The organism is Lentzea indica (assembly GCF_012184385.1).
Lineage (GTDB): Bacteria > Actinomycetota > Actinomycetes > Mycobacteriales > Pseudonocardiaceae > Lentzea > Lentzea indica.
The window spans coordinates 48693-67985 of sequence record NZ_VSRL01000001.1 but is presented as its reverse complement, the minus strand read 5'-3'; the positions used below and the strand labels follow the sequence as shown (position 1 = coordinate 67985).

The following is a 19293-nucleotide window of genomic DNA, read 5'->3' as shown; positions in this document are numbered from 1 at the left end:
CAAAGACCCCGCCCTCGGGGTCTGGCTCCGAGACGGGGTCTTGAGTGCGGTAGGACGCTCTTCTGACTCTACTGGACGAGGCTCGGCCGGGCGTTGGTCGATGCATTTTCGTGACTCGGAGCCGTAGCGCTTCGGGAAGCGAGGTGCATAGTTATGGCTGGAAAGGCTGTTCGGCCGGGTACGCCCGCGCCGACCTCCGGTCAGTACCGCCCGAAGGGTGGTGGCAACGAGGTGACGGTCCCGAAGGGGCACCGTCTCCCGCCCACCCCGAAGCCGGGGCAGACCTGGGTGAACGTCGACCCGACCAAGAACAAGAGCGGCAAGGGCTGATGATCCGAGGCTGGAGTCCACGCCCGGATTCCAGCCCTCGGGCTTGCTGTGGCTAGCTGGCTACTGCTTCGGCGTGCACGGGAAGATGCACGGCAAGTAGTGCAACCATCCTGGTTGGAAGGCGAACGGAGCCTCTATGGTCAGCGGTGCCCGGCAGGCATCTGAAGACGAGAATGACCAACCAAAGTCTGCCCAAGCCGCCCGCCGCAAGTTGTTGTGGTACCGCACCGATTCAGGTCGCCCGAAGGCGCTTGAAGAGTTCCGCGCCCTGCCTGTAAGGGCTCAGGCCGGATTGTCGAACGCGCTAGAGCGCTACCTGACCGGACAGTCTCGACGTGGCGATGTAGATTCGCTCGGCCGCGGAATCTACGAGATTCGCCATCGGTACTCTAACAATCACCACCGCCTCCTCTTCACGCCGTGGGGCCCGTACTGCCTTGCGCTGACTGCGTTCTACAAGAACCAGCAGAAGACACCGAAGCCTGACTTCGAACGGGCTATTGATCGGGCGCGGCGGTGGCGCGATGCTAACGGTGATGAGCCCGCGAGCGGGTAGAGCGCTAAGATCCCCCTCCGGGCCGTGGAACAGAGGCTGGGGCCAAGCTGACGTGGGAGCTTGATATGAGCGCAAACGACGAGCAGAAGTTCGTTGTGGACGAATTCGAGGACGAGTTCGGCGCGTACCTGGAAGAGGCGAAGCAGAGCCCTGTCTTCCGCGCTGAGTACGAGGACGCTGACGACCGTCAGCGTCTGATCGATGCTCTCGTGACGCTGCGGCAGGTGCTCGGTCTCTCCCAGAAGGAAGTGGCCAAGCGCATGGGCATCGGTCAGCCGACGGTCTCGGGCTTCGAGAAGGAGTCGAGCGATCCGAAGCTGTCGACCCTTCAGCGATACGCGCGGGCGGTCGAAGCGCGGCTGCTGATCAAGGTGGAAATGCCTGCACTCAGTGATTGGGTATCGCAGGGGATGACTACCTACGGGAAGGGTGAGCGGGTAACGCCGAAGCGGCCCGAGATGCACAAGAGCGGCCTTGCGCGTGCGTGGGCTGAAAACGCCAAGCGCGATTCGCGGCATGATTACGAGAAGGCGGCATGACGGGTCATGATCTTCAAGAAGCGCGTCGTGATGCGGCGCGGATCGCCGCGCGGGCGGAAATCCGCGACGTTCGCCTCTTGGAGAGCAACGCCAAGCTGAACCGGATGCCGGCCGGTGACCACATGGCGTACAAGCTTGAGAAGGACCCTCAAGTTGAGTACAGCGAGGGCGATGGGTTCTTTGTCGTCACCTCGTATTACTCTCTCTTGATTGCTGAGGCGGAGAACGAGCCTGCGCACGAGCCGCCTCGTATCGAGGATGGCGGAGAGAACATCGTCGCGAAGGTCGAATTCAAGCTGGCAGGCCTTTTTGAGCTGCGCATGCGAGATGGTGATGACACTCCACAAGAAGGTGAACTGACTGCTTACGCATGGAGCATGGGGAATTTTGCCTTGCATCCTTATGCCCGTGAGTACGTCTCGAACATCACTGGGCGTTTGGGTCTGCCGCCGCTGACGATCAACGTGCTTCAGCTTGACTACGATCCGGACAAGGGTTGAGCGGCAGTTTTTCAGGTGGACGGTTCTCCGGACATTGAGATGGCCCGTTGCGCTCGCAAGCGCAACGGGCCTTTTGGTTGAGTACTCCAACCACAAGCACTGCTCCTTGGTAGCCGCCAGCAGCCGCGCATCCGACGCACGGAGTTGGTGAGCTACTTGCCGCAGTACGGGCGTCCGCCGCTGTAGAGCAGCCCGACGGGTGGTCGCGATGCCATGCGAGACAGAAGTTCTGCTCCCAGCATGCTCCAGCATGTGGTGCCAGTCACTCCGGATAGTGCAGGATGCCCCGCATGCCGCCATCGCCAGGCAATGACGCCGAAGACACGAATGACAAAAGCAAGTTCATCGAGATCGGACTAGAGTGCATCGATAAGCGAGTGAGACCGTGGAAGCTGGATGAACCGGCACATGGTTCCATAGACGAAGAAACTGGCAGTATCACTGGTGGCATCAGTGGTGTCGGCCTGCACTCGCCTCTGCCGGGACGCAAAGAAGTGATTAACAAGGCGAAGGCGAAATGGCCATGGCTCAATCGCGGGCGCTTCCAACACCTATGGCCGCAGCACGACAAGTTCCTCGCAGAACTCTGCTCCGAGGCAGTGCGGCGAAACCACTGGGCATTGCGTCACGATCCCGCAGACGTGGTGAAGCGGCTCACGCAGGACGACGATCTCGCGCAAGCTATCCATGATGTGGCATTGGCCAACATTCGGGCCGCGCTGGAGCAACGGCCATACATGTGTCAACTTCAGTTTCTCTTGACCCCGTACGTCGTTGGAAACCGAAGGATCCGCGAAGCGCTGCTGGAAACGTACAGTGAGATCGACGAAGTATGGAAGAGCACTTATCGTCAAGTGCTTGAGATGCGTGGTCTAGCGGAGCGTGTCTCGCTGGAGCATTTCACCTACATCATGACTGCTGGCGACGAGGGGCTCACCAAGCGCGTGCTGATTGATCCTCGCGTCCCCGCAGTTGATGAAACGAACAATAAGTCATTGCTGGGCCTACTTGGTTGCTTCATGGCGTACGGCCTACTCGACCGCAGGGACGGCAGAACAATCGAAGAAGCACTCAATGAGGAGGTGCGAAGGCTGCAATCTGAGCTGTGGTAGACAATCGCCGTTGTGCTCCGTTTGGGCGCTACGCTGGCACGACAATGAGATCAAGCAAGGGGGCAGATTTAGTGGCCGGGGTGTTCATCAGCTACCGCGGAGACGACAGCCTGACCACGGCGGCATTGATCGACCGGGAGCTGGCAGGGCGGTTCGGGCGGGACATGGTGTTCTTGGACAGCCAGTCCATCGAGCCGGGGGCTGATTTCGTCGAGGAGCTGCTGGGGCGACTGCGCACCAGCAGCGTGCTGCTGGTTGTGATCGGCCCGCACTGGTTGACGCTTACCGACGAAGCCGGCCGGAGACGTGTGGACGACCCGACTGACTGGGTTCGCCGTGAGATCATCGAGGCGCTTGCGCGGGATGTGCGGGTGATCCCGATCTTGCTGGACGGGGTGGGAATGCCCGCCGAGACCGACCTGCCGCCGGAGCTCGCCAAGCTGAGTCGGCACCAATATGTCACGCTTCGGCGGCGCCACGCCGATGAAGACCTGAACCACTTGGTCGACAAGCTCACTAAGCTTGATCAGCGGCTGAGTAAGATCGCCCGGCGGCACGAGGATGGCCGTGGCGTTGCAAGACGCTCGGTGTTCTACCTAGCGGCTGGCATTGTGGCCGCCATGCCTATTGGCGTATGGATCGGGTCCTATGGACTCTATGATGGTTCGACGAAGGTTTCGTTGCCGCCGCAAGTTGTGCCTAGTGCCCAGCCATCTGCCACTTGTCAACCGGCCCGCAAGCATGAGGTGACGGTGAGCGGCAACGTCGTCGATGCGAACGGTACTGGTATCGGCGCTGTCGTCCCTGGGCAGATTGTCGTTGTTGATTTCTCTCGTCCGCCCTTCAAAGACCGTCTGTACGTAAGGGTTGAGGGTTCTGCCCTTTCGGGATATGTGAAGGCAGAGAAGTTAAAGGATGTTTCGGGCTGCGACAACTAGCTTGTGTGCCCAGTTGGGTGGTTGATGAGCCCGTTGCGCCATGTGGGCGCAACGGGCCTGACGGGTCAGTACTCCATCCGCAAGCACTGCTCCTTGGAAGCGGCCAGCAGCCGGGCAACGAACTCGCCGAACTCGCCGGCCTTGAGGCGGGGCCAGAGCGCCGTTCGGCCAACTGCTACGCCGTGGCGGACGACGAGCCAGTCGTCTCCGCCCTCTTCCATGCAGATGAAGCAGGCGTCGCGGTAGTAGAAGGCGGTGCCGAGCACCCACCAGCACTCTCCGACTCGTTCTTCAAGTTCAGCAAGGTTGAAGCAGCCCAAGAAGCTGTCCCTCGTGAACGCCGGATCGACGGCGTCGTGGAGCGGTGGCGTGGCAATGCCGACCTCGTACCAGGTGTCGAGCAGCTCCGAGGGGAGCTCGGGAACCACTCGAACGTCTGCGAACACGTTGCGCCACTCCAATCCGAGCTTCAGCGCCAACCTGTACGCGTCAGTCCACCAAGGGACGGTGTCGAGGGTTGTGTGCCAGCTCCGCCCGTCAATCTTTCGAGCTTGCACGCGGTACGCCGCAGTATTGAACAGCAGCTCTACCAGCTCGGCGGGGGCGTCCTGATCATCACCTTCGTGATCGGGAGGGCCCACGATGAGACCGCTGCCCATGATCACGTCCTCACCGCGGAACAGCTTGTTGTGCATCCACAGCAGCATGGTGAGTCGATGGTTGATGGGCAGTTCCTGGAGCTTGCCCTCGTCGTTGAAGTACACACCTGCGGCAGGCTCGGTGAGCTGCACCGCTTCCAACCTGCCGCCTACGATCCGGCGGAACGCGCCGGCGTCGTGCTTGTCGAGTTGCTCCAGCCTGATTGGCTCGGAGAGGTCCGCTGGGACCACGATGGCTTGCACCACTAGTGCTCGCTTAGGAACCACATGACCCATGCCTGGCGGGAGGGTTCGTATCCACGCCAAGCCGCACGCTCACTGCACCTGGAGCTTGTGGCGGGGCGTCGATGATCATGCGATAGTTCTATTTAGCCAGGGCGCGCCAACATTGCATATGGTGGAAATCGCAGCATGTGGCCAAAGCCGGTGGCAGCTCAGAGACTGAGGGCGTTGGCTCTTCAGCGCTTACCGGTCATCGATCAAGCCTCCGCTCGGGCAATCGTCGATGTACGCTCTTTGCACACCTGGAGTCTGTGGTGTCGTGACCAGCGAGAACGGCGCAAACAAAAGAGACTCAAGTTGCAGCTTGAGCCTCGGTGACCGCAAATTAGCCGGACAGGCTTTTATTGGCTATTTCTTGTTTGTAGAATATGTTCCACTATGGCAGTGTCGAATCGAGATGTCAACGCGGAATTTTCGATGCCGCGTTGTTGTTTTTGCAGCATAAGTCGGGCTGGATCCGTTCTATCGCGTCTCCTTGGAGGCTGCTAACCCCATCCCTCTGAATCTCCTCTACTCAAGGTGTCCAATTTGAGTAGGGTGAATCTGGCAGCGTTCCCCCTGGCGATCCCGAGTAAAGCTGCCTGGCGGATCGCCAAAGCCGAGTGAGTAGCACAGCTGCATAGACGGCGATCCAACAGGTCAGCAAGTAGGCCAGCGAGGTTCCTGCGATGATGGCTGGTGCAATCATGTCGTCGGGTAGGAACTCCTTGCCGTCAAGCCACAGCATGGACGCTGTGTCGAGAGCTACCACAAAGGTTGTCGGTACGCCCCAGTAGAGCGCAGGGGCACCGGCAAGCGTTCCATAAAACGGAACTATCTTGTCGTCTAGGCGAAGCTCGGCGCGACTAGCAAGAAATAAGCAGACGACTGCAAGCGCGAGGTATAGCGCCGAAATGTTGTCGAGCTGAAGCGGGCCAACGTCGGCGGAGCCGTTGTCAAAGGCAAGCGAAAAGATGGTGGTCTCACGCTCGCCAAAGGCAAACGAGAGAATATTTCCTCCCATGAAGGCGACGTACATCCAGAACAGCTCAACTGCAAGTAGTGCGCCCGTGGCGACTAGAATCAGCATCCGATACGCCTTTGGCTTCTGCTTCAGGCGTTGGATTATGCCACCTGTCGTGTCCCCTATGCCCTTTCCGATCTCCAGAGCCTTCTTGCCGAAACCTATCCACGCAGTGATGATGAAGAAGGCCGTGACTAGATAGAAGATGACCCCCTTCGTGAACTGCTGTTCAATTAACCATAGTAAGATGTCATCGGGCTTCAACGGTGGCGGCTCAAGCAGGGCGACGTGCATACGTAGCTCCTCTGTCGGCAGTTCGCAGTGGTGAATCGGCGTTCCATACCTAAGGTCGAGCCGTGCGGTGCAGACGCGACGCCGGCGAGGTCATCTGTCCCTGCCGTGCCAGCCGTATCGGGCTCCCCGCGCCCCGGCGTTACACGATGAATGAGGCGGCCACCTGTTCAGGCCAACCCCAACGTTGGTACGGCTACGTCTGCAGCGTCGGGCTAACGCTCGCCGATGTTTGCCCGATACAGGTGCGTCATACGACGGGAGGCAGGCAACCTGCCGGGTTGCGGAGAGCCTCAATGCGGCTTAGGCCCCTCCTCCAGAAGATCAGTAACGTGCAGAGGATTACGGGGTGACGCCATGATTCCGCGCCGGTTGCGCCAATCGTCAACCGAGGCTCAGGCGCTTAGACCTTCGAGGCGAAGATCCAAGAGTGGAGCAGCGGCGCGTTGGCCGATAATTTTTCCTGCGGTCATGTCGCTCCTAGCCGCACTGTTCGGTGCTGCCATCGGTGGTGTCGTCACGGCCCGCTCAACTGCGCAGCTCCAGGAAGGCATGTTTCGCGAGCAGCGCGAGAACGAGGTGCGAAAGCTCAGAGTCGAGGATTACCAGAACCTCATAGATAGTGCTGACCGAGCGCAAAGTCGCAACGAGGAGCTAGTCGACTGTGAACTTTCGGCGTCTAGGAGGGTCGAAGTTGAACGAATTGATCCAACCAATAGCACGGCGCCGCCTGTTCCGCGCGCTGCAGGCATTCCTTGCTTCGAGGAAAGCGTCGCGGCCAGGGAAGCTGCACGGGACGTATCGAAGGCAGTCGACAAGATCAGTACTTATGGAAGTAGCGGTGCGCTTGCGCTGGCGCAGAGAATAAGAAGCAGCTTGCCGGATCATCAATACTCACTTAGACGTTCGCCGTCGGCGAAAAAGGTAAGTGGCGAAAAATATCCTGATCTGCGCAATGAGTTCCAGAAGCAGATGTGCCGAGATGTGAATCCGCTGCCTCGAAGTGACTGCTAGTGTAGCTCCGAAGCCTCCTAGTCCTTCTGTCCCTTCAGCCGCTCCGCGTTCCGGCGGATGAGTGCACCTTGATCCTTCTCGCGCCCCAGTCCATACTGGAGGTATATGAATGATCGTGAAGTGAATCTCGACGGCTACGTCTATGCAGTAAGCCTCGCTCGGCGGCATGGCGTCAGCATGAGTACGGTGAGGCGCAGGATTAAAGAAGGAGTCCTGTTTCCCGGTGCTCGGAAACTGGCAACAGCTGCAGGTGAACAGTGGATGATTCCGCAGGCGGAAGCTTGGAACGTCAAGATTGACCGGATCTCACCACGGGCCCATCACCGGCGTTTGAGCGCTAAAGAATTGAATGCCGGGGAAATCGCTGAGAAGGGCAACGCATCAGCCGACCTGGAGTCGCGGATAATCGAACTTGAGAGGCTGGCTGAGAGACTTCTCGCGGAGGGGGCAGATAAGGAGCCTGTGCTGTGAATCGGCGAAGGTACTGATATCGAGCTAGCTCCTCGATGCCGCTTCTGTACCTGGCTCGGTACCGTCTTCAGGGCGGAGACGTTGCCGCCGGTTTGTGCCGTCTCTTAGCTCGAACAGAATGTCCAGCAAGATCCGGCAGACAGCAGGCGTGAGTTCCGGAAGCTCATCGGGAAGTATCACTCGGACGGGCTGCTTGCTGTGCCCACGTGTCGAGCGTGGCGTGCTCGCAGCATGACCAGCGCTGATGTCTTCGTCCGGATCCGGCATGCAAGGAAGTGTCCGGCAGGATCTTGCGCCTCGCCTGCTCAAGCAGCGTTGGCTACAAGCTGCGGGCGTTCATCGCTTCTGTATCCGCTCATGTGGCCCCCGCATCGGTACTCCTTCTTCGTGAAGGCGCTCGCGCACTGTCTCAGCTCCTGCACCGAGATGCCTGGCGATCTTCTTGCAACTCCAGCCGTCGGCGTAGAGCCGGGCTGCTTCCCTCGCCTGCTCCTCGGTAAGCGCCGGGGCTGTGGTGTCGATGCCGCGGGAGCGTAGGAGTCTGCCGATGGTGATGCGGTGGATGCCGTAGTGCTTAGCTAATTGGTAGACGCTAGAGCCGGCTTGGTAGCGCTCGACGAGCTCATCGAGTTCGTGAGGCTTGAGCTTACGAAGGGTCTTGAAGGGCGCGGGTGGCGGTGAGGGGCCTGCGCCGTTTGGCGTATCTGACCAGGTCTTTGCAAGATCAAGAAGCCGCTGAACAGCGGTGGAGGGGTTTGAAAGGGCCTCAACTGCTCCCATTCGTCTCGGGCGACGTGTGTCTGCGGAATGCGCAGACACACGTCGCCTCAGTGCTTTCTGGGGGTGCACCCCCCACTTGGCCAGGCCTGTCGGCGGTCCGTGAGAAGCCTCTGGAACGGGTCGCGGTGGTGCCGTATTTTGTACGAGTTTGCCGGTGACGTTTGGGCCCGCCACCTCCGAAGGACGACGACCTGTGAAGCGCAAGGCCAAGGCCGCGAAGCCGGTCAGCACCACCATCACGCAGGAGCAGATCAAGCTGCTTGCTCTGGTGGAGCAGGGTGGCGTGCACCGCGGGGCCACGAGCTGGTACCTGGAGCACCGGCCGGCCAAGCAGTGGGACGCAGACGACCTGGAGATCCTGCAGCAGCGCGACTGGATCACGTGGGTCAAGCCGGAGCGGGCGATGGATCACGGGATGGCGGCGCCGGTCGACATCACCGCCGCGGGACGGGCCGCGCTGCGGCATCACCTGCCGGAGTGGGTGCTGGGGCGCAAGGCGATTGCCGCGCCGCCGCCTCGGTTGCCCGCGGTGGAGACGATCCGGGTGCTCGACGCGCTGCAGTGATGTGGAACGGTCCCTGGACATCTGGCTTCGTCACGGTAGAAACGGTGGCGAGCACATTCGGGGGGAGCGGGACATGTCAGACCTGCTGACGGGCGGCGATTTGCGTGCGCGCGAGCACCATCGGATTGAGGACGAGGCACGAGCAGCAGGACCACTGCACGGCGTGACGCTGCCCAACGGCGTTCGCGTGCAAGTGGTCACGGTCGGGCTTGACCTCACCCGCAAGCTGCTCGCGGACCTGCGGCTGTCCAAGGACAGCGCTGCCCTGCAACGCGAGATCAAGCGCCAGCTCGCCGAGCTCGGCAGCACGCAGACGGACCTCGCCGGGCTCTTCGGGCCGAGCATGCTCAACAGCGACAACCCGCAGCACGCCCGGCTGCGCGCGCTCGCCGTCAAGGCGTTCAACGGCAAGGCGGTGCAGGAGCTCGCGCCTCGCATCGAAGAGATCACCGCGGAGCTGATCGAGAGGCTGCCGGTCGGCGAGGAGATCGACCTCGTCGACGCGCTGGCCGTGCCGATGCCGCTGCACATCATCGGCGAGGTGCTCGGCGTGCCGGAGGACGACCGTGCGCGTGTCCGCACGTTGATCGAGACGATGATGTCGATGGACCCCGAGGTGTCGCAGCCCGCGAGCGACGAGCTGGGCGGCTACTTCCACACCTTGCTCATGAGCCACGCACTGGACGAGAGCTCGTTGTTCGGCGCGTTGGTCGTCGCCGACGAGGACGGCGACCGGCTCAGCCACGACGAACTCATGGCGATGGCGTTCCTTCTCGTGGTCGCGGGTCACGAGACGTCAGCCGGCCTCATCGCGAACGTCGTGCACGACGCGTTGGACAACGGGCTGTGGGCGAAGGCCGCTGCCGACCCCGGCCTCGTGCCGGTGCTCGTCGAGGAGACGCTGCGGCAGAACTCGCCGGTCCGCCACGCCACGCACCGCATCACCACCGAGCCCGTCGAGATCGGCGGTGTCGTGGTCCCGCAGAACACGCTGCTGCTGATCAACATCGGCTCCGCGGGACGTTGTCCTGTCGCGCACGAGGACGCCGCGCAGTACCGGATCGATCGCCCGACGACGGGGCATGCGACGTTCGGTCACGGCCCGCACTTCTGCCTGGGTTCGGCGCTCGCCCGGCTGGAGACCGAAACCGTGCTGCGGCAGCTCACCGCCCGGTTCCCGCACACCACCTACTTCGGTGACGAGCAGCCCGCGGTGACGCACAACGACATCATGGCCAGCCTCACATCGCTTCCCGTCGTCCTGCGCCGCTGACCTACGGTGGGCTGCGTGGAGATCATCAACGGGGGACCTGAGCACGTCGACACGGCGGCACTCATCTGGGCGCACGCGGTCACGGTCAGGGACGGCTACGACGAGGTTCCGTCGCTGGAAAAGGCACGTCCTGGCATCGAGAACGCACTGGCGAACGAGCCGTCGCTGTTGCTGCTGGCGTGCGAAAACGGTGAGGCGGTCGGCTTTCTGGCCGGCGGTCCACAGGGGACGGACACCGCTTACATCAACTACGTCGGCGTCCATCCCGATGCGTGGGGCAAGGGCGTTGGCGAGGCGTTGCTGCGCGCTCTGCCCGATGCGTTGACCACACGCGGGTACAAGGAGGCGCAGCTGTTGGTCTACGTCGACAACGTCCGGGGTGTGCGGCTCTACGAACGCCTCGGATGGATCAAGGTCGGCGACCCTGCGCCGCATCCGCGGACCGACCGACTGGAGCAGCGTTACTCGTTCTCGCCCTCGTAGCGCGCGACTAGGGTGTGAGAGCGGTTTAGCCGGGGATTAGGGGATCAACCCCAATGCGTCTGACCAGGGCTATCCCAAAGTCCATTTGAGACGTAACTTTCCCTCATGTCAGTGCGCACCTTCGCCGTCGTGGTCGGTCTCGCGTTCTTGCTCGGTGGGGGTGCGATCCTGCTCGTGATGCTGGCCGTCGAGGCACCGAGCGGGACGCTGATCCCCTGCGGCAACGGCCTCGGCTTCGGGTTCGACGAGCCGGCGGCCGCCGCGGTCAGTCCGGCCTATGTGGACATCTGTGCCGATTTGAGGCATCGCAGGCTGCTCTGGGCGTTGCCGGTGATGGGGGTGGGCGCACTGCTGCTGATCGGCTCTTTGGTCGCTTCACGCAACGCTACTCGCCGGTAAGGTCGCGGCATGACGTGGATGGTCTACGGCGCCAACGGCTACACAGGACGTCTTATCGCGGAGCTCGCGGTCAAGCGGGGGGAACGGCCGATCCTCGCCGGTCGCTCGAACGAGAAGGTTGCCCCGGTCGCCGCCGCCCTGGGGCTGGAGCACAGGGCGTTCGACCTGGCCGACGCGAAGGCGAACCTCGAAGACATCGACGCCGTGGTGCACTGCGCGGGCCCGTTCGCGCACACCTCTGCCGCGATGGTCGACGCCTGCCTGAAGACCCGCACGCACTACCTCGACATCACCGGCGAGATCGACGTCTTCGAGTCCGTCGGCCTGAGGGACATCGACGCGCGCAAGGCCGGCATCATGCTGTTGCCCGGTGCCGGGTTCGATGTCGTCCCCACGGACTGCCTCGCCGCGATCCTGAAGAACGCCCTGCCGACGGCCACGCACCTCGACCTCGCGTTCGTCGTCGGGGGAGGAGCGAGCGCAGGCACGACCAAGACGTCGGTCGAGGCCGCCGCCGTCGGTGGGCGGATCCGGGAGAACGGCGACCTGAAGAGCGTCCGCATCGGACACCGCAGGCGCACCGCCTACTTCCGGTCGGGGCCGCGTGAGGTCGGCAGCATCCCGTGGGGTGACGTCAGCACGGCCTACCGCTCGACCGGAATCCCGAACATCACGACGTTCACCATCGTGCCCGGCCTGCTCGGACAGCTGCAGCAGGTGTTCGCGCCCGTCCTGCAGACACCGCTCGTGCAGAACGTCGCGAAGACCGTCGCCGGGAAGGTGAAGGGCCCCGACGAGCGCAAGCGCGCGAACACGAGGGCCGAGGTGTTCGGCGAGGCGTGGGACGACAAGTCCAAGGTCGAGTGCGCGATCACGACGCCGAACGCGTACAGCCTCACCGCGGACTCCGTGCTCAGGGCCATCGGCAAGATCAACGGCGTGGCGCCGGGCTCGCACACGCCGTCCAGCGCGTTCGGTGCCGACTTCGTGCGCGAGCTCGACGGCGTGGTCGCGAGCGAGGTCCGCTTCAAATGAGAACAGGCAGGCCACGTGGCCTGCCTGTTCGACGAGAGTCAGCGCGGGGCGAGCAGGCTCGTGATCTCCTGCGACGCCGACACGGTCAGCAGGTGCTGGAGGTTCTCCGGCAGGTCCTCGCCGCGCTTCTGCTTCGCCTCGGCGTAGAGGCGGCCGGCGCGGTAGGAGGAGCGGACCAGCGGACCCGCCATCACGCCGAGGAAGCCGATCTTCTCGGCCATCTCCTTGTGCTCGACGAACTCCTCGGGCTTCACCCAGCGCTCGACCGGGTGGTGGCGCGGCGAGGGGCGCAGGTACTGGGTGATGGTGATGATGTCGCAGCCCGCGTCGTAGAGGTCGTTGAGCGCCTCGGTGACCTCCTCGGGGGTCTCGCCCATGCCGAGGATCAGGTTCGACTTGGTGACCAGGCCGAACTCACGGGCCTTGGTGATCACCTCGAGGGACCGCTCGTAGCGGAACGCCGGGCGGATGCGCTTGAAGATCCGCGGCACCGTCTCCAGGTTGTGCGCGAGCACCTCTGGACGGGACTCGAAGACCTCGGCCAGCTGCTCAGGGACCGCGTTGAAGTCCGGGATCAGCAGCTCGACGCCGGTGCCGGGGTTCATCTCGTGGATCTGGCGGACGGTCTCGGCGTACAGCCACGCACCGCCGTCCTCGAGGTCGTCACGGGCGACACCGGTGACCGTGGAGTACCGCAGGCCCATCGCCTGGACCGACTCGGCGACCCGGCGGGGCTCGTCGCGGTCGAGGTCGGCCGGCTTGCCCGTGTCGATCTGGCAGAAGTCGCAGCGCCTGGTGCACTGCTCACCGCCGATCAGGAACGTGGCCTCGCGGTCTTCCCAGCACTCGTAGATGTTGGGACAGCCGGCCTCTTCACAGACCGTGTGCAGGCCCTCGCGCTTGACCAGACTCTTGAGCTCCCGGTACTCGGGGCCCATCTTCGCCCGCGTCTTGATCCACGAAGGCTTCTTCTCGATCGGCGTCTGGCTGTTGCGGACCTCGAGCCGCAGCAGCTTCCGACCCTCAGGTACCACAGTCACCACCTCACCCTACGCTGCGGCCCGGCGTGTCCGGCGTCACGCACGGCCAGGTCAGGGTAAGTGCCAGAACCGGGCTTCTGGTGGAGCCCGGAGCCTCTCATGGCAGATCCGGCGTGATGCCCGTCAGCTTGATCGTGAGCTCCCACAGGCGGTTCGCGGCGAGGTCGTCACGGGCGGCGGCGGTCATCCGCGCGACGGTGGGATAGCCGCGCATGCCGTTGAAGCTGTCCGGGCCGTAGTACTGGCCGCCGCGCGCGTCGGGCGACGTCGCCGCGTAGAGCTGCGGTAGCGCGCCCATCTCGACGGACTGCGAGAACAGGTGGCTGATCTTGCCGCCGATCCGCAGCAGCAACGAGTTGTGTGCGCTGGCCATGTTGTTGGTCAGGTCGGTGACCGTCACGCCGGGATGCGCCGCGATGGACGTCACGTCCGAGGAGCGGCGCTCCAGCTCACGCGCGAACAGGATGTTGGCGAGCTTCGACTGCCCGTAGGAGCCGCGGTAGCTGTACGAGCGACGCTCCCAGTTCGGGTCGTCGAAGTCGATGCGGCCGTACTGGTGCGCGAGAGACGCGACGGTGACGACGCGTGCGCCTGGACGTTGCCTTAGTGCGGGCAGCAGCAGCCACGTCAGCGCGGCGTGGCCCAGGTGGTTGGTGCCGAACTGGCGCTCGAAGCCGTCGACGGTCCTGCCGTGCGGGACGGCCATGACGCCCGCGTTGTTGATCAGCACGTCCAGGGCGCTGACCTGCTCGGCGGCAGAGCGAACGGAGCTGAGGTCGGCGAGGTCCAGTTCCAGGACCTCCGCGGACCCGCTGACCGTTCGCCGTGCCGCCTGACCTCGTTGGACGGAGCGACAGCCCATGATCACGTGGGCCCCCTTGGCCGCGAGCACCTGGGCGGTGCGCAGGCCGAGACCGGAGTTCGCGCCGGTCACCAGGACGGTGCGGCCGGTCTGGTCGGGGATGTCGGCTTCGGTCCAACGACTCATGGAGTCATTCCTACCGCCCGGTAACTGCCGAGCGAAAGGTGTGCGTCGAGTACCGCTCGCAACACGGGCTCGTCGGCGGCGAGTTCCGCGATGACGCGATCCTCGTTCACCTGGCCTTCCAGTGCGGCGGCCTCCATGCGGGCGGTCAACTTGTTCTGCCAGCGGTGGTCGAGCGCCAGCAGCAGTTCGTGCAGCGACGCGAAGACGTCCGGATCCACGATCAGCGGTGCGGACGGGTCGCGGCGGGCGTCGCGCAGCACGGCGTCGAGCGCGTCACGGCGGCGGTAGTGGTCTGCCCAGCCCATGTCTCGTACCCCCGGTCTCTCGCATACCCTCGGTATGACACGACCATACCACCGGTACGTACCGCCGGTATGTGAGATACGTTTCGGCCGTGCGAACACGACGCGCCGAGTACTCGGAGTCGACCAGGCAGGCGCTGGTCGACAGTGCGGTCGATCTGTTCACCAAGCGCGGGTACGCCGGCACCTCGCTCGACGAGGTCGTCAAACGCGCCCGTGTCACGAAAGGCGCGCTCTACCACCACTTCAGCGGCAAGCAGGCGTTGTTCGAGGCGGCTTTCGCGCAGGTCGAGACCCAGTCGATCGAGTCGCTGACCGCGGTGATCACCGGCGAGGGCGACCCGTGGGAGATCGCGGTCGCGGGCCTGCGCGCCTACGTCCGCAAATGCCTGGATCCCGAGTACCAGCGGATCATCGTGCACGAGGCCCCTGTCGTGATGGGCTGGGAACGCTGGCGCGAGGCCGAAGAGCACTTCAGCTTCGGTCTGCTGCGTGCGGCCGTGCAGTTGCTCGTGGACGCGGGGGAGATCGAGGACCTGCCCGTGGAGATCATGGCGCGGCTGCTGTTCGGCGCGTTGTCCGCCGGTGCCAGCACGATCGCCAGCTCGTCCGATCCGAAGCGCACGGGGCGTGAGGTCGAACGCGCGATCCTGCGGGTTCTGGAGGGTTTGCGCAAGAAGTAGTCGAGTTCGGCCCTAGCGACCGGGCGCAACGTCGATCACCACGCGGACAACGAGGTGGTCAGCATCATGATCGAACCGGTCAACACGCGCCTGGGACTCGACGACAAGATCGCTCTGGTCACGTCGGGAACGCACGGGCTCGGTCTCGCCATCGCGAGCAAGCTCTGCGACAACGGCGCCCACGTCATCCTCACCACGTCCCCCGGCGACGTCGACGCCGAACGCGCCATGCTCGTGCTCGGGGGCAAGCCGGGTTCGGCGTCCGTGGTGCCGCTGGACATCCACGACGAGAACGCCGTGAGGGCTCTGCTGGAGCGGGTGAAGCTGGAGCGCGGGCGGCTCGACCTGTTCGTGCATCACGCGGTCTCCCCGGACCTGACGCCGCTGCTGAACGTCGTGGAGCCGCTCGCGAAGACGTTCGTCGACGGTGGCCGCGTCGTCATCGCCGGCTACACGGTGACGCCCGTGCACGGTGTGATCCGCACGCTGGCGCTGGAGATGGCCTGGTACCGGGTGGCGGTGAACGCGGTCGTGACGACCGTGGTCGACAACGGCCCGATGAACATCGACCCGGAACTGGTGGACCGGCTCGCGATCAAGAGCCCGTCCGGCCGGGTGACGTTGCCGGAGGACGTGGCGAACGCGGTGGCGTTGCTGTGCACGGACGAGGCCGCGTGGATCCAGGGTCAGGTGATCACTGTCGACGGCGGGCTGGAACTGCTGGAGCGGTGGGGCGAGACGCGGTGAGCGGGGGTGTCGTGTTCACGGTTGTGACGCGGAGAGGTATTGCGGGCCGCTGGAGTTCCGCTCGTGCGTGACCGGAGTCGTGTCTATCTGTCAGCGTTCAGTTACTGGACGACATCAGCCTATCGATATTTCGAATTGCTCCTAGCGCATTCGGAGTAGCGAAAGGGGCAGTCGGCTCAAATGCTTGTCCGGCACGGTCACCGAGTGTAAAACTCGAAAAGTGGGCAGGGGGACCCGACAAGGGGGCCGATGATGATCAGAGTCTTACTCGCCGAGGACGTGCAAATGGTCCGTGGCGCATTGGTCGCTTTGTTGAATCTCGAACCAGATATTGAGGTCGTCGCCTCGGTGGCGACAGGTGACGAAATCGTGCCCGCTGTGGCAAAGAGTCAACCGGACGTCGCCGTCCTCGACATCGATCTCCCCGGTATGGACGGCCTTTCGGCGGCAACGGTCATCCACGACACGGCTCCCGCGACTCGCACCTTGATCCTCACGAGCCTCGGCCGCCCAGGAACCCTGCGCCGCGCGCTCAACGCCCGCGTGAACGGTTTCATCCTCAAGGACGCCCCCGTCAACGAACTCGCCGACGCCATCCGCGGTGTGTCCGTCGGCCGCAGGGTCATCGATTCGCAGCTGGCGCTCTCGGCGTGGGACACCGACGAATGCCCGCTCACGCCGCGCGAGCTGGAAGTGCTGCGGCTGGCCTCCGACGGCGCGGACGCCATGGAGATCGCCAGCACCCTCTTCTTGTCCGTCGGCACCATCCGCAACTACCTGACGGCCGTGACGGCGAAGCTCGACGCCCGCAACCGCGTCGACGCCGTCCGCATCGCCCGCAAAGCCGGCTGGTTCTGACCCCCTAGCGTTGCAACAACCGTTTGCCGTCGTCTGCAATGGCCCGTTGCAAAAGCCCAGCTCAGCGGCCTGTTGCCCTACCCGGATGCAAAGAACGTTTGCGGACGTCCGACAATCTTCTTCATCCGGGGTGTTTGTGCAGGTCAGGGTGAGGTGGTGGTGGAACTGATATATCGGTGGGTGGCAGGCGTCAGGCGGCGGTCGGGATGGCGGCGTGGACGTGGAAGCGGTCGGCGCCGACGTGGCGGGCGATGAAGGTGCCGCCTGCGGCCTGGACGCGTTCGGCCTGGTTGCGGACGCCGTTGCAGTCCCAGGAGAGGGGGCGGTGGGTGGCGCCGTCGTTCACGACGTCGAGCTTCACGATGTCGTCGGTCTGGCGGACGGTGATGGCGCAGTTCTCGGCGTCGCTGTGGCGCAGCACGTTGGTGACGGCCTCGCGCAGGACCGTGGCCAGCACCGTTTCGATCTCTTCCGGCAGCGGGTCGTGGTCGAGCTCGACGCGGACGTCGATGTTCGCGGCGGCCAGCATGGTCTTCGCCGAGTGAGAGGTGTCGGACAGCGACAGGCGGCGGTAGCTGCGGGCCAGTGAGCGCACGTCCGAGAGTGCGTGTCCGGCGATATCCAATATATCGGCGAGGTGTTCCTGGGCCCGGTCCGGGCGTTCGGCGATGAGGCGGTGGGCCAGTTCGCTCTTCAGCTTGATCGCGCTGAGGCTGTAGCCGAGCAGGTCGTGCAGGTCGCGGGCGATCGCGGAGGCGTTCCTCGGCCAGTGCCGCGCCGCCCGGCTCGGGAGGTGCGGCGGGGCGGAACGCGACGCCGGACACGAGCAGGCCAGTCGCGGTCGTCGCGATCATTGCTTCCAGCGGCGAGGCTTGCAGGAGGCCTGTCGCCGCGACGGTCAGACCGAACGTGGTCCAGCCCGCGGCCGGTTTGAAGAGCGCCAGCGCGCTGCCGGCGACCAGGCCGGGCACCGCGGTCCACATGTGGCCGACCAGCGGGAACGGCAGGAACACGAGCACGGTCTGTGCCGCCAGTGCGATGCGGCGTGCGGGTGCGTTCAGTTGTCCGAATTGAAGCGCCTGCAGTGCGAGAACCAAGGTCAATGCGATGAGATATATGGCGGAATGGGTAGTTTCGCGGTCGCGCAGAAGCAGCCTCGCCACGTCGGCCAGGCAGATGCCCACTACAACGGCGTGGATGATCCTGCCGGGTCTCGGCGGTTCAGGCGACTCATTCACGATTCCCCCAAGGGAGCCGAGCGCGCTCCTGCGGCCTCTCGGTGAACCCCACAGCAAATGCTAGACAGCGCGGTCCCGCCGCGGATCAACTTCTGAACCGGTACAGAACATAGTGCCGAGGTTCCCGGTTCCGGCAAATTTCGCTCAAAAGGACGAGTATTTAACGTGCTGGTCACGAGCGGTGCTCAGGCCGTTACCCATAGGGATTGTTTGGGTACGTCCGGCCCCGTGAATATCTCACACCGGGAGCGGTAGTCCGCCATCTCGGAGTCGTGCCGAGCTACGTGGCGTTCGATAGCCCGGCTCAGGTGAACTTGATGGCACAACAACCAGCAAGCCGCCGCTGTAACTGGAACTGGGGAGGGCTCCCATCATGGAGATCAAAGTTCTCGGACCGCTGGAGGCACGGGAGAACGGCATCTCGATCACGCCGAGCGCGGTCAAGCCGCGGCAGGTGCTGTCACTGCTCGCGTTGCAGGCGGGACACGTGGTCACCGTGCCCTCCCTGATCGAAGAGCTCTGGGGAGTGACACCGCCCAGAAGCGCGCTCACCACACTCCAGACATACGTGCTCCAGGTTCGCCGCCGCATCGAGGCGGCGTTGCCGGAGGGCAGCGCGGGCGCCGCGAAGAACGTGCTCGTCACCCGTTACGGCGGCTACATGCTCGATGTCGCACCGGAGACCATCGACGTGCGCAGCTACGAGCGGCTCGCCGTCGCCGGTCAGCGCGCGCTGGAGGTCGGCGACCTCGAGTCCGCGTCACGGCTGCTGCGTTCGGCCACCGACGTGTGGCGCGGGCCGGTGCTCGTGGACGTGCAGATCGGTGTGCGGCTGGCCATGGAGGTCACCCGGCTCCAGGAGTCACGGCTCGGCGTGCTGGAAGCCAGGATCGAGGCGGACCTGCGGCTGGGCAAGCACCAGTCGTTGCTGAGCGAACTGTCCGTGCTGACCGCGCAGCACCCGATGCACGAAAACCTGTGCGCGCAGTACATGCTCGCGCTCTACCGCGCCGGTCGTCAGTGGCGTGCGCTGGAGGCGTACCAGTCGCTGCGCGACACCTTGATCGAGGAGCTCGGCCTGGAGCCGTCGGAGCGCTTGCGGCAGCTGCAGTGCGCGATCCTCAGCTCCGAGCCGACGCTGAACGGTCCGACGTCCGCACGTCAGCTGGAGCGCCAGCTCGCCGGTTGATCCGCATTCGATCGGGGA

The 19293-nt window shown here is 64.0% G+C and carries 24 protein-coding genes; 17 read left to right on the top strand and 7 right to left on the bottom strand.

Annotated elements, in window-relative coordinates; all coding sequences use genetic code 11:
- Positions 1-153 precede the first annotated feature (153 nt).
- From FXN61_RS00375 to FXN61_RS00350, 6 genes are all read left to right on the top strand, one after another.
- Positions 154-330: a hypothetical protein gene (locus FXN61_RS00375; RefSeq protein ID WP_167969201.1), complete on the top strand. Its 177-nt coding sequence runs from the start codon at positions 154-156 to the stop codon at positions 328-330.
- A 136-nt stretch (positions 331-466) separates the two neighbouring features.
- The gene (locus tag FXN61_RS00370) at positions 467-886 is read left to right on the top strand and encodes a type II toxin-antitoxin system RelE/ParE family toxin (RefSeq protein ID WP_167969200.1); all 420 of its coding nucleotides are present in this window, start codon (positions 467-469) and stop codon (positions 884-886) included.
- A 65-nt stretch (positions 887-951) separates the two neighbouring features.
- On the top strand, positions 952-1425 hold the full coding sequence (locus FXN61_RS54065) for a helix-turn-helix domain-containing protein (protein WP_167969199.1): 474 nt from the start codon (positions 952-954) through the stop codon (positions 1423-1425).
- Positions 1422-1925, top strand: a complete 504-nt coding sequence (locus FXN61_RS00360) for a protein-export chaperone SecB (protein WP_167969198.1) — start codon at positions 1422-1424, stop codon at positions 1923-1925. Before FXN61_RS54065 ends, FXN61_RS00360 begins: the two co-directional genes overlap by 4 nt.
- A gap of 290 nt (positions 1926-2215) precedes the next feature.
- Positions 2216-3037 (top strand): hypothetical protein, encoded by an 822-nt coding sequence (locus FXN61_RS00355; protein WP_167969197.1) that lies wholly within the window; start codon positions 2216-2218, stop codon positions 3035-3037.
- 80 nt (positions 3038-3117) lie between these two features.
- Complete coding sequence (locus FXN61_RS00350; protein ID WP_167969195.1) at positions 3118-3975, top strand: toll/interleukin-1 receptor domain-containing protein; 858 nt, start codon at positions 3118-3120, stop codon at positions 3973-3975.
- A gap of 65 nt (positions 3976-4040) precedes the next feature.
- Here the strand turns inward: FXN61_RS00350 and FXN61_RS00345 are convergent, their stop codons facing one another.
- Together FXN61_RS00345 and FXN61_RS00340 are read right to left on the bottom strand one after the other, a co-directional pair.
- Entirely contained in the window at positions 4041-4877 is an 837-nt protein-coding gene (locus FXN61_RS00345; protein ID WP_167969194.1) for a DUF3846 domain-containing protein, read from the bottom strand.
- A gap of 553 nt (positions 4878-5430) precedes the next feature.
- Complete coding sequence (locus FXN61_RS00340; RefSeq protein WP_167969193.1) at positions 5431-6213, bottom strand: hypothetical protein; 783 nt, start codon at positions 6211-6213, stop codon at positions 5431-5433.
- Between the two features lie 468 nt (positions 6214-6681).
- Here FXN61_RS00340 and FXN61_RS00335 point away from each other — a divergent pair, with 468 nt between their 5' ends.
- Positions 6682-7224: a hypothetical protein gene (locus FXN61_RS00335; protein ID WP_167969192.1), complete on the top strand. Its 543-nt coding sequence runs from the start codon at positions 6682-6684 to the stop codon at positions 7222-7224.
- Positions 7225-7329: 105 nt separating this feature from the next.
- Positions 7330-7695, top strand: coding sequence for a hypothetical protein (locus tag FXN61_RS00330; protein ID WP_167969191.1), 366 nt, complete (start codon positions 7330-7332; stop codon positions 7693-7695).
- 336 nt (positions 7696-8031) lie between these two features.
- Here FXN61_RS00330 and FXN61_RS00325 read toward each other — a convergent pair whose 3' ends face one another.
- Positions 8032-8475 carry a helix-turn-helix domain-containing protein gene (locus FXN61_RS00325; RefSeq protein WP_167969190.1) on the bottom strand — a complete coding sequence of 148 codons (444 nt, stop codon included), beginning with the start codon at positions 8473-8475 and terminating at the stop codon, positions 8032-8034.
- A gap of 193 nt (positions 8476-8668) precedes the next feature.
- Here FXN61_RS00325 and FXN61_RS00320 point away from each other — a divergent pair, with 193 nt between their 5' ends.
- The 5 genes from FXN61_RS00320 to FXN61_RS00300 all read left to right on the top strand — a co-directional run bounded on the left by FXN61_RS00320 (position 8669) and on the right by FXN61_RS00300 (position 12230).
- Positions 8669-9040: a hypothetical protein gene (locus FXN61_RS00320; RefSeq protein WP_167969189.1), complete on the top strand. Its 372-nt coding sequence runs from the start codon at positions 8669-8671 to the stop codon at positions 9038-9040.
- A gap of 73 nt (positions 9041-9113) precedes the next feature.
- Positions 9114-10313: a cytochrome P450 gene (locus FXN61_RS00315; RefSeq protein ID WP_167969188.1), complete on the top strand. Its 1200-nt coding sequence runs from the start codon at positions 9114-9116 to the stop codon at positions 10311-10313.
- 15 nt (positions 10314-10328) lie between these two features.
- Positions 10329-10796, top strand: a complete 468-nt coding sequence (locus tag FXN61_RS00310; RefSeq protein ID WP_167969187.1) for a GNAT family N-acetyltransferase — start codon at positions 10329-10331, stop codon at positions 10794-10796.
- A gap of 105 nt (positions 10797-10901) precedes the next feature.
- Positions 10902-11195, top strand: a complete 294-nt coding sequence (locus FXN61_RS00305) for a hypothetical protein (RefSeq protein ID WP_167969186.1) — start codon at positions 10902-10904, stop codon at positions 11193-11195.
- Positions 11196-11204: 9 nt separating this feature from the next.
- Positions 11205-12230, top strand: a complete 1026-nt coding sequence (locus FXN61_RS00300) for a saccharopine dehydrogenase family protein (RefSeq protein WP_167969185.1) — start codon at positions 11205-11207, stop codon at positions 12228-12230.
- 38 nt (positions 12231-12268) lie between these two features.
- Here the strand turns inward: FXN61_RS00300 and lipA are convergent, their stop codons facing one another.
- The 3 genes from lipA to FXN61_RS00285 all read right to left on the bottom strand — a co-directional run bounded on the left by lipA (position 12269) and on the right by FXN61_RS00285 (position 14563).
- Positions 12269-13270 carry a lipoyl synthase gene (gene lipA, locus FXN61_RS00295; protein ID WP_167969184.1) on the bottom strand — a complete coding sequence of 334 codons (1002 nt, stop codon included), beginning with the start codon at positions 13268-13270 and terminating at the stop codon, positions 12269-12271.
- Between the two features lie 97 nt (positions 13271-13367).
- Positions 13368-14258: an oxidoreductase gene (locus FXN61_RS00290; RefSeq protein WP_167969183.1), complete on the bottom strand. Its 891-nt coding sequence runs from the start codon at positions 14256-14258 to the stop codon at positions 13368-13370.
- Complete coding sequence (locus FXN61_RS00285) at positions 14255-14563, bottom strand: hypothetical protein (RefSeq protein WP_167969182.1); 309 nt, start codon at positions 14561-14563, stop codon at positions 14255-14257. The genes FXN61_RS00290 and FXN61_RS00285 overlap by 4 nt, the downstream gene beginning before the upstream one ends.
- An 89-nt stretch (positions 14564-14652) precedes the next feature.
- Between FXN61_RS00285 and FXN61_RS00280 the strand changes: the two genes are divergently transcribed.
- The 3 genes from FXN61_RS00280 to FXN61_RS00270 all read left to right on the top strand — a co-directional run bounded on the left by FXN61_RS00280 (position 14653) and on the right by FXN61_RS00270 (position 16848).
- The gene (locus FXN61_RS00280; protein WP_167969181.1) at positions 14653-15243 is read left to right on the top strand and encodes a TetR/AcrR family transcriptional regulator; all 591 of its coding nucleotides are present in this window, start codon (positions 14653-14655) and stop codon (positions 15241-15243) included.
- Positions 15244-15309: 66 nt separating this feature from the next.
- A complete protein-coding gene (locus FXN61_RS00275; RefSeq protein ID WP_167969179.1) occupies positions 15310-15990 on the top strand; it encodes an SDR family NAD(P)-dependent oxidoreductase in 681 nt (226 codons plus the stop codon).
- Between the two features lie 252 nt (positions 15991-16242).
- Positions 16243-16848 (top strand): response regulator transcription factor, encoded by a 606-nt coding sequence (locus FXN61_RS00270; RefSeq protein ID WP_167969270.1) that lies wholly within the window; start codon positions 16243-16245, stop codon positions 16846-16848.
- A 190-nt stretch (positions 16849-17038) separates the two neighbouring features.
- On the opposite strand, the gene FXN61_RS54060 is transcribed toward FXN61_RS00270, so the two are convergent.
- A complete protein-coding gene (locus tag FXN61_RS54060) occupies positions 17039-17596 on the bottom strand; it encodes a sensor histidine kinase (RefSeq protein ID WP_312877463.1) in 558 nt (185 codons plus the stop codon).
- An 863-nt stretch (positions 17597-18459) separates the two neighbouring features.
- Between FXN61_RS54060 and FXN61_RS00260 the strand changes: the two genes are divergently transcribed.
- Complete coding sequence (locus tag FXN61_RS00260; RefSeq protein ID WP_167969178.1) at positions 18460-19275, top strand: AfsR/SARP family transcriptional regulator; 816 nt, start codon at positions 18460-18462, stop codon at positions 19273-19275.
- The last annotated feature ends 18 nt before the right edge of the window (positions 19276-19293 follow it).